Origin of the sequence: Sphingobacterium sp. UBA1897 (genome assembly GCF_002337775.1) — a bacterium.
Lineage (GTDB): Bacteria > Bacteroidota > Bacteroidia > Sphingobacteriales > Sphingobacteriaceae > Sphingobacterium > Sphingobacterium siyangense.
Genome location: NZ_DDGR01000039.1, coordinates 1 through 9,173 on the forward strand (window position 1 = coordinate 1; position 9,173 = coordinate 9,173).

The following is a 9,173-nucleotide window of genomic DNA, read 5'->3' on the forward strand; positions in this document are numbered from 1 at the left end:
TTCGTATGACATTAGCTCCTCCTCCGTTAATTTACCTATCTCTCCTATCTCAAAGATAAGACCAAATATTCTTTTATCCAAAAATGATGGCAATCTATCCATGGTACTCAAATGTTTAAGTAAGTACAACCACTGATCCATAACTGTCTTTAGTTCTTCTGGCTGTTTATTAAATAATGGAAGCGAAATAATTTTATATCCCAATTTATCATAGAATATTTCTTTGGTCAATTTGTCACACAGCGCAACATCATAGAAATAAGGCCGCTCTGTGACACGGGATATACCAGAACTTCCATTTCTATCCATGTCAAACTCCAAAATACCAATAAAGTAAACCTCCGGTAGGTAATAATCACTACCCTTCTTACCTCGCGCTAATTGTTTATTGATGAGACGTGAGGTATAGTACACTGCACGGTCCTTAAAAAATTCTTGAAAGAGCTGCTGCATCTCAATGATGAAAACCTCACCATCGCTGCCGATACAATGTAAATCAAATACAACACGACGCATTTCCTCATAATCACCATCATGTTCTACAGGCTTATATCTTAGATCGGAAATTATCTTCTCTCCATGAAATAGACTATTGAGAAACTCAATCAGTAAGATTTTGTTGTCCTCCCTACCAAAGTAAAATTTCCAACCGAAATCGGTACGTGGATCTACATACCTACCCAAATGTTTTTTTGATCTAGCCATAATATTTATTAATTGGTTATCAGCCAAATATACAACAATAAACTGAATACTACTAAAATAATTAGTAAAAAACATAAGTAGACAAGTAACATATGCTTGTTGACTGCTTGCTCTATCGGCAACTAATTTGGAATTCAGCGAACTACTAATTCGGGAAATCGTCGATTCATAAAGGTCAAATCTAAACACATAGCGCATAAAGTTTTCAGAACGCTTTATTGACACCTGTTATTTTCCTTTCTCAAAAACAAACGTACCTAATTCTATTTTCGTAGAATCTTGATTATTAAGTGCGGTAAGATTAATTGAATCAACTGTATTAGTTTCAACATCGCATTTATTATGCAATAGTATAATAAATATTAACAAAAAATATCTATTTATCATTTTTCCTGAATATTAAAGATCGCGGTAAATTCTTATTCACTTTTTTGATTGTTTCATACATTAAATTAGGTATAATATTATAAAATATTGGTGTTCCAAAACTTCCTCCATATTTATAAATGTCTCGATCAAAGGGCTCAATTCCAAAGCTGTTTACAGTTCTATCAACAGCTTGACCACAATTAGCAACAGTATATCGTAATAGCTGGTCCAAAGTTAAATAAAAATGGATTTGTGACCTATCAGCGTAATATTCAAATGGTCAAAATTATCCGTATTGAATGGTAACCGGATGTCGAATCTGGATGGTCAATGGTATCGAAATCTCCAATATAATAAGCTGAACAAAAAAACAAAAATCACTACATTTGATTAAGATAGAATAAGAATGGAACATGGGTTAATTTTGGAGAATATTGCTAAGCACATAACATTAGACGATAATGAAGTTGCACAATTTCTTAAGTTATTAAAAAAAGCAAAAATACCGCGTAGAAGTATGATATTAACTCAGGGACAATTATGTAATTCCATTTATTTTGTTGATACTGGAGCATTACGGGCATTCTACCTTGATGTGTCCGGCAGAGAATCGACTATTATGTTTGCCATAAAAGACTGGTGGATAACAGATATGTACTGCTTTATAAATGCACTTCCCGCCATGCTTACCATTGACACTATTGAAGAAAGCGTCATCTATCAGCTGCAAAAAAATGATCTGGAAAAACTCTATTTAACAGTACCAAAATTTGAACGTTTTTTTAGGATCTTGATGCAAAATGCCTATATAAGGGAACAATTGCGTGTGATTCAAAATCTCTCGCTAACCGCCGAAGAACGCTTTGACATATTCCTGAACAAATATCCTGATGTTGCCAATAAAGTGAAGCAAAAACAAATTGCTTCCTATTTAGGAATCACACCTGAGTTTTTAAGTATGATCAAGCGAAAAAAGCGGAAGTCTTAAAGTAGTTTATTTTTTTTCAAGTTTGGACACCTTTAATTTGCAGTAATTAAAGAATGTAAATATGATGCTAATATTAATTGCGGGCCCTTATCGAGGTGGCACTAACGACGATCCGGTTTTAATGAAAAAGAACCTGGACAACCTTGAATCATTTGCTTTAGAAATCTTTAGAAAAGGGCATATACCGTTCATTGGTGAATGGATGGCACTTCCATTGATAAAATTAGCAGGATCAAAACATGTTGGAGATCAGCACTGGAATGAAATCCAATATCCCATAGCACATCGGATGCTCGAAAAATGCGATGCCGTATTGCGAATCAAAGGAGAATCAAAAGGAGCTGATCAAGATGTACGGTTAGCCCAGGAAAGAGGATTGAAAATTTATCATTCCGTAGAAGAAATTCCAGCATCGGAGCTTCTTTAACAAAATGTTTTACTAACAAAAAATATACTTTATGGAGTTAGAAATATATCAAGTCGATTCTTTTACAGAACAGGTTTTTCATGGTAATCCCGCATGCGTTGTTCCATTAAAAAACTGGTTACCCGACGAAACACTTTTAAAAATAGCTCGTGAAAATGCGGTTGCCGAAACTGCTTTTTTTATCGATAAAGGTGATTTTATACACCTGAGATGGTTTACGCCCGAGATTGAAATGGATCTATGCGGGCACGCAACCCTTGCAACAGCGCACTGTCTAGTTGCACACCTGAATTATCAAAAAAATAGAATTATTTTTGATACGCAGGTGGGACCGTTAAAAGTAAATGTAGAAGATGGTGTTTATTATATGGATTTTCCTTCCAGAATGCCAGAACCTACTGCCCTGCCCGATATCATTGAGAGATCATTAAATATCAAGCCAAAAGAGGTATTCAAATCTAGAGACTATGTACTACTGTATGAATCTGAGCAGGATATAACAAATATCAGAATTGACAGATCCATTTTTGACCTTATAAATCTTGATCCGGGAGGCGTAGTAGTAACAGCAGCAGGGACAGACAGCGATTTTGTTTCAAGATTTTTCACCCCACAGTCTTCCATTCTTGAAGATCCAGTTACTGGCTCAGCGCATTGTTCGCTTATACCATTCTGGGCAAAAAGATTAACAAAGGATAAGCTTTTAGCCCTGCAATTATCAGAAAGAGGTGGAAAGTTGTATTGTGAAAACAAGCCTGATCGCGTAATTATTGCTGGTAAGGCAAGAACATATTCTGTTGGACGCTTTTGGATTTAATTTCATTGTCAATAAAAACAGTTTAAAATCAATCTGAAGGCACATACACAAAGGCTGGCGGACAGCGCATTTTAAATTTATTAATTTTATAAGATGAAAGATAACATTATTGACAAAGTTGCTTTAATCTGTATAGTTGAAAAGAAAGTATTAACAGCTCTTTCCCATTCAAAATCAAAGCTATATCTGCCTGGTGGCAAGAGAGAAATTGGTGAAACAGATTTAGAATGCTTAAAAAGAGAAATTCATGAGGAACTTAATGTCCAAATCAAAGAAGATTCAGTGCAATATTTTGAAACTTTCGAGGCTCTTGCCGATGGTAAAACTGATGGTATATCAGTAAGGATGACATGTTATTTTGCTGATTATTCCGGAAATCCTGAACCGACAAATGAAATAGCATCATTGGAATGGATAACCTATCAGGATAGGGATCGAACATCAGCGGTTGTAAAGATCATATTGGATAAGTTAAATGCTTTGAAGCTTATACATTAATTTTAATATTATTAGATGGAACAATTACTATCAATCGGTGCTGAAGCATTAAGGAAAGCTGCATTAAATGAAGATGCAAAAGCTTATGTTTTAAATAACGAAGCACTCTACAAGCTAATGAAGAAAGCCGCTGACCGATACATTGGCGGTGAAAATCTTTCGGAAACTTTAATAAAAGTACAAGATTCAAATGATACCGGTTTTAAGTGTTCGATCGAGTATATGGGTGAAAGCACTCGATCTATTAAGGAAGCGGCAAAAGCGACGGATGAATTTTTGGATATCTGCAAAGCAATCGAGCAAAAAAATCTCAATTCCACGATTTCACTGGACCTTTCGCACATTGGACTAGAAGTCTCTGAAAGTCTTTGTTATGAGCACTTATCTAAAATATGTGAAACAGCAAAGGACAGGGAAGTTATTATTAGTGCTGAAGGAACAGACAGAACTGACCGCATTTTGAAACTCTATCAAAATGGTTCAAAGAAGTATGCCAACCTGTCCATTACCTTACAAGCCTACCTCCATCGGGCAACTGATGATTTTGAAGCAATGTGTAATGAAAGGGGACGTATCCGTATCGTAAAAGGAGCATTTGAAACTGCTAAAGGACTGTCCCTACCACGTGGACAGGAACTCAATGACCGCTATATTTATTTTGTCGAACAGCTACTTTCAAAAGGCCACCCCTGTTCCATCGCAACCCATCATCATGAAATACAACAGGAAGTAAAAAAACTTATAGATACGCTAAAACCAAATAAAGAACTCTACGAGTTTGAAAGTCTTTTCGGAATCCAAACCGATCAGTTGGCCCAATTGAAAGATGAAGGCTATCCAACAAAACTCTATTTCGTTTACGGTCAGGAATGGTACCTTTATCTCTGCAACCGATTAGCTGAATATCCATTAAATTTGTTCAGAGCATTGCAGGATATTGTCGAATCAAAATAGCAATTAGTAATAGAAAGTTCATCAAAACGATGAATTTTCTATTAACACAAAATTTATTTCATTAATTTAATTATTGCACAGCTCAAATTTTTCAAATGAAAAATGAGGATCAATTCGAATCGCTCACTTTCCCACAGGACATAAAAAAGAAGTTTAGACGCTGCAGGCAAAATCTTTCCAAACAGACAAAACCAACATTAATAAATATGCCAAAGGCTGTATTTTTCTTGGCACAAACTTCCACTACCTGGCGTTTTACATGATGATAAAACAACTCAGGCACATCCTTATCAAAGCGAAGTATAAGAGCGTCAATGCACGCTTCCTTGATGTCATCGGCAAGTACACCGAATGACAATTGCCACACTTCCTGAGATTTCCTGAAAACATAAAAAGCAAGACCATTTTTGCTGTAAAGATGATAATCTTTCATGCCCATGCTTTTATCATGCACAGTAATTTGACCGTACATTACCCGATTTCGGCAAAAGATTTCTAGCGGTTTCATTTTACAATACTACTAATAATATTAGTAATATTGTATACGGTAAAGATATTTAGGGTTTCCCATTTTTTATATGTAATCGGATGTATTAAGCCTATCATAGCCCTATAATAGCATCGCAAAAATTGTCTGGACATGTTGCTTGAGCGTCTCTATGAGACGATTATACATTTCCTGCATCTTCTTCTCATAGCTGGTAGAACGACCACCAAAGAAATCTACATGGCTCGCTCCTTATAACTAAAGACAGTGGTGCGGATGACAACATAGGTAGCTATTGGAATGTTGGAATTGGTTGGGGTTGCTATCATAGCGTTCTATCGTTCAATCGGGCAAAGTCAATACCCAAGCAATCGGCCAAATGTTATATCAGAAAGCTATTTAACAAACATTCCGGAAAGCAACATACTTTCGTTAAAATTCAGGGTTACTGTATAAGGGTGCGTTTTGATTTCAATATAATTGGCAAAATCCACCGGATGATAAATTATTTTAAGCTTATCTAACAACTTAAGCACTTCTTCAAATTGTAAGCCTGGTTTTAAGTTATTTTCAAATGAGATGTTGACCTTTCTAAAGTCGTTGATGGCGTAACCATTGATAGTGTTTTCCTTTTGGTTCTCCGGATCACTTTTACTGACAGCAAAAAAAAGATTGAAATCATGATAAGTATTCTGATAATAGATCTCGTTGGTTTTTCCGGTAGTGCCATCAATTTCTGTCACTCGTTCAAAACGCTTATTTATAGGAGATTTCGTAAATTCTTCTTCCGTTGTTTTGCCAACAATCAAATTGTTTATATTCCAGTTCTTATCAATTTTCAGCGTGGGTTTGTCTCTAACATCTTCCGGTTTGGTCGCATTTTTTAGCAAGTCCGCCATATATTTTTCATTGTTGCATCCGCCAAAATCAATTAAACCATTCATGATATCCCAGTAACACGTTTTAGACAAGTTTGTGTTGTTCAAAATGATTAACCTATCGTAGTCTGGCGCGTATAAAATAAATTTATTTTGGGGCTTTAAATTCCAGTATAAACCATTGTCGGTATTTGGATTTTTTGTCCCTTTGCCATATTTTACCTCTAGTTTCTTTAAAATACTCGCCTTTAGCTGTTGCGTCTTGAGCTCAATTCTTACGCCATATATTTTATCATCAGCAGCGTATCGTTTTAAAGATTCTTCTAATTCACTTGCGGTTTTGGCTTGTTTGAGATCAATATGTCCACCGCCAAGACGTGTAATACTATCTGTTTTTAATGTTTCCGAATTGATTTGAAAAATAATCCGCTGCCCTGCTAAATCAATTCCATCGAAACTATACCTTTGTGATTTTTCAACCTCCAGCAACAGACTGAAGGGATACTCTACTGTCTCCACACCAATTAATAATCGATCATCATATTTACTGATTTGGTCAATCGGCTCATTTAAGTTCAAGTTTGCTAAATCTATTTTTTCTTGACCCCTACAAGAGATAACAAAGGGTAAAATAGCTAGTAATAATAATATCTTCATGATTCTTATTCTTTTTTAATAACAGGCAAAACACTACTTTTTACTGGATCTTTCCCACCTTAATCTCCGATCACCAAAAGGTTCTGTTTTCCCTTTTTTATAAATAACCCGTTTACGAATTGTTCCATCTTCTTTATAGTAAAACCATACACCTTCCTTAAGGTTGTTTAGATATGTGCCCCTCTCTGCCAGCTTCTTATGTCTATAAACTTTGGCCTCCCCATTTTTAAAACCATCTATAAATGGCTCGAAATTGGTTTGGAAACCATTAAATTTTATCGCATAATTCCCGTTTAAAGGCTCTCCCGTTTCCTTTAAACAGGTTTTATAAGTAGCATCATCGTATTCGGTTTGCTCAAGTTCAATATTGATCCATGTCTGTGCAAAACCATTACTGATTGGAATTAAAAAGAAAAATAAAAAAAAGATGCCGGCAAGCATCTTCCTTAAAGCAGATAGCTTTAAAATTAAAATCGATGGAATTAATATTACTTTATTCATTTGTCAGGATGCTAAAATGTTGATATTATTGTTTAAGATTTCAGCTTCATTTACCAAACAAATTTAGCTGTAAATTTTAGAGCTAAATGAACGGATTACGATTCGCTGGGTATAAATAACGATTCGTGGCCATTTGCTTTTTTCCCTTCCTCGATGGGACGTTGAATTCATTATGCTGCTGCCCAATCTTAAGTTTTTCTATTCAAAGAATGGCTTCGAATAAAAACGGCCACGAGCTGTATCACCCTATGATTTGTTTAATTAATACATGGTATTATTTCTTTTAAACTCTTTTTGAATTCAAGGCTTTGCTCCATTGTGTTTTATTGCATCTTGGACATGCCTTGGAATCATTCTCAAAACTAAATACGACATGGCCGCAATACATGCATGCGAATGGCCCTTCAGCACTGAATACATCAACCTTTTTGAAAGATGACGGGAATAATGGCAGCCCATACCTCACATCACTATCAGCATAAAATAAAACGCTTAGCGTTCCATCAACTTCTAGAATCCCTTCCTTAACCTGTCCCAAATGTTCGATATTTAAATTTCTCAGTTCAGAAAAAAATTCCATACGCGAAAAGGTATTATCATTTTCATGTTTTATATCAAATACGCCATCCTTTACTACAGGTAAAACTTTACCTTCCAATAAATGGGCAATATTCTCTGATCGGGAGGCAATCCAGGTTACCAACTTATAGACAAAGATTACACATATAAAGACAACAATCGAATGAAAGATGGGTATTTCTTCTTGAAACATTGGATCTCCAGCAGCTGAGCCCAAACTGATTATAATCGCAACCTCAAAAAGAGTTAACTGCCGAACTCCCCTTCTACCCGAGAGCCTTAGAATGATCAGTATTAGAATAAACATTATAATTGTTCTCGCTCCTATTTCAACAAGAAAGGAGCTTTCCACCCCCTCTGCAAATATTTTTTGTATATCAACCATAACCTTTTAAAATCCAAAAATATTAATGTGGCCTCCGCCATTTAATCCTAAAACATTCCTCCGGTCGCAATAGTTCATCACTTGGCAAAAACAACATACATAAGGTATCAATCTTCAATGGTGTCGAGCTAATTCTGTCCGCAAGTTGTATATAGTAACCTTGATAGTCTGGATAAGGAACTTGCTCTGGTTGTCTTTCTTCATCTGAATAATAACGAAACAAAATGTCGTGTCGGTATTTGCTTAATTTTTCTTTCCAAAATAAAGGTCTCGGAACCTCAGAAAGGTAAGCGGTCAAATACATTTCTTTTTCGTGGAAACAATTAAAAGAGTCTCTTACCGACCTGTCTGCTGAAATCTGGGGCTACTCCTTCTTGGGGGGAAGCCCTTCATATCACTTTTCCTTCCGCATTGAGCAGAATGAAGACATTTTATACTCTTTATTTGTCAGTGTTATTTTACCCTATTTTGCGATCAGGATAATGCGCCTGCCCAATTGGGAAAAATCATTTACCCCCTTAAGCGACACTGATTTTCAGGTATTTGAAAATCTGATAAAGAAAGTACAAAATGTTTTCCCCGAGCATCTGATAATTAAAGACGATAGGTTGCTACAAACAAAGGTTGATATCTTCGAGGCAGATGGGGAAAATCCTCCGTCAATACAGCACCTTTTATTCTCGACGATAGAAACATAGTTAGAGCAGCACTATTCCGCAGTATTTAAGAATACTGAAAAGGTCGAATTCAAAGCAGGCATACATTTGCCTGCTTTGATCATTTAAGAAATATATTCTCTTATCTATGCCGACCTCTTGGGAAATAGTTCTTACATCTGTTTCTGACATATCAGTTTCACCAACACTCCAGATCACCCCATCCTTCATAAATACCGCCGATACTCTTTGGTCCATAAAATTTCTCCTTA

Annotated in this window: 12 protein-coding genes; 5 read left to right on the forward strand and 7 right to left on the reverse strand. The window is 35.8% G+C overall.

Going from position 1 to position 9,173, the window contains the following annotated elements:
• A partial coding sequence (locus tag B4N43_RS24145) for a PD-(D/E)XK nuclease family transposase (protein WP_286736727.1) occupies positions 1 to 705 on the reverse strand: 705 nt, incomplete at its 3' end.
• Between the two features lie 775 nt (positions 706 to 1,480).
• On the opposite strand from B4N43_RS24145, the gene B4N43_RS24150 reads away from it, so the two are divergent.
• The 5 genes from B4N43_RS24150 (at position 1,481) to B4N43_RS24170 (ending at position 4,758) form a co-directional block, all read left to right on the forward strand.
• The gene (locus tag B4N43_RS24150) at positions 1,481 to 2,062 is read left to right on the forward strand and encodes a Crp/Fnr family transcriptional regulator (RefSeq protein WP_075993045.1); all 582 of its coding nucleotides are present in this window, start codon (positions 1,481 to 1,483) and stop codon (positions 2,060 to 2,062) included.
• Positions 2,063 to 2,123: 61 nt separating this feature from the next.
• Positions 2,124 to 2,489, forward strand: coding sequence for a DUF4406 domain-containing protein (locus B4N43_RS24155; RefSeq protein WP_232475547.1), 366 nt, complete (start codon positions 2,124 to 2,126; stop codon positions 2,487 to 2,489).
• Between the two features lie 31 nt (positions 2,490 to 2,520).
• A complete protein-coding gene (locus tag B4N43_RS24160; RefSeq protein WP_075993046.1) occupies positions 2,521 to 3,306 on the forward strand; it encodes a PhzF family phenazine biosynthesis protein in 786 nt (261 codons plus the stop codon).
• 93 nt (positions 3,307 to 3,399) lie between these two features.
• Complete coding sequence (locus tag B4N43_RS24165; RefSeq protein ID WP_075993047.1) at positions 3,400 to 3,804, forward strand: NUDIX hydrolase; 405 nt, start codon at positions 3,400 to 3,402, stop codon at positions 3,802 to 3,804.
• Between the two features lie 15 nt (positions 3,805 to 3,819).
• A complete protein-coding gene (locus B4N43_RS24170; protein WP_088161884.1) occupies positions 3,820 to 4,758 on the forward strand; it encodes a proline dehydrogenase family protein in 939 nt (312 codons plus the stop codon).
• Positions 4,759 to 4,867: 109 nt separating this feature from the next.
• On the opposite strand, the gene B4N43_RS24175 is transcribed toward B4N43_RS24170, so the two are convergent.
• The 6 genes from B4N43_RS24175 to B4N43_RS24200 form a co-directional block, all read right to left on the reverse strand.
• Positions 4,868 to 5,191: a hypothetical protein gene (locus tag B4N43_RS24175; RefSeq protein WP_286736732.1), complete on the reverse strand. Its 324-nt coding sequence runs from the start codon at positions 5,189 to 5,191 to the stop codon at positions 4,868 to 4,870.
• A gap of 449 nt (positions 5,192 to 5,640) precedes the next feature.
• On the reverse strand, positions 5,641 to 6,780 hold the full coding sequence (locus tag B4N43_RS24180; RefSeq protein ID WP_286736734.1) for a hypothetical protein: 1,140 nt from the start codon (positions 6,778 to 6,780) through the stop codon (positions 5,641 to 5,643).
• A gap of 33 nt (positions 6,781 to 6,813) precedes the next feature.
• Positions 6,814 to 7,281 carry a hypothetical protein gene (locus tag B4N43_RS24185; RefSeq protein ID WP_286736735.1) on the reverse strand — a complete coding sequence of 156 codons (468 nt, stop codon included), beginning with the start codon at positions 7,279 to 7,281 and terminating at the stop codon, positions 6,814 to 6,816.
• Positions 7,282 to 7,564: 283 nt separating this feature from the next.
• A complete protein-coding gene (locus tag B4N43_RS24190) occupies positions 7,565 to 8,245 on the reverse strand; it encodes a DUF421 domain-containing protein (RefSeq protein WP_120333725.1) in 681 nt (226 codons plus the stop codon).
• Positions 8,246 to 8,267: 22 nt separating this feature from the next.
• The gene (locus B4N43_RS24195; RefSeq protein ID WP_286736737.1) at positions 8,268 to 8,549 is read right to left on the reverse strand and encodes a hypothetical protein; all 282 of its coding nucleotides are present in this window, start codon (positions 8,547 to 8,549) and stop codon (positions 8,268 to 8,270) included.
• A gap of 394 nt (positions 8,550 to 8,943) precedes the next feature.
• Positions 8,944 to 9,173: hypothetical protein (locus B4N43_RS24200; RefSeq protein WP_286736739.1), on the reverse strand; the 230-nt coding region annotated here is incomplete at its 5' end.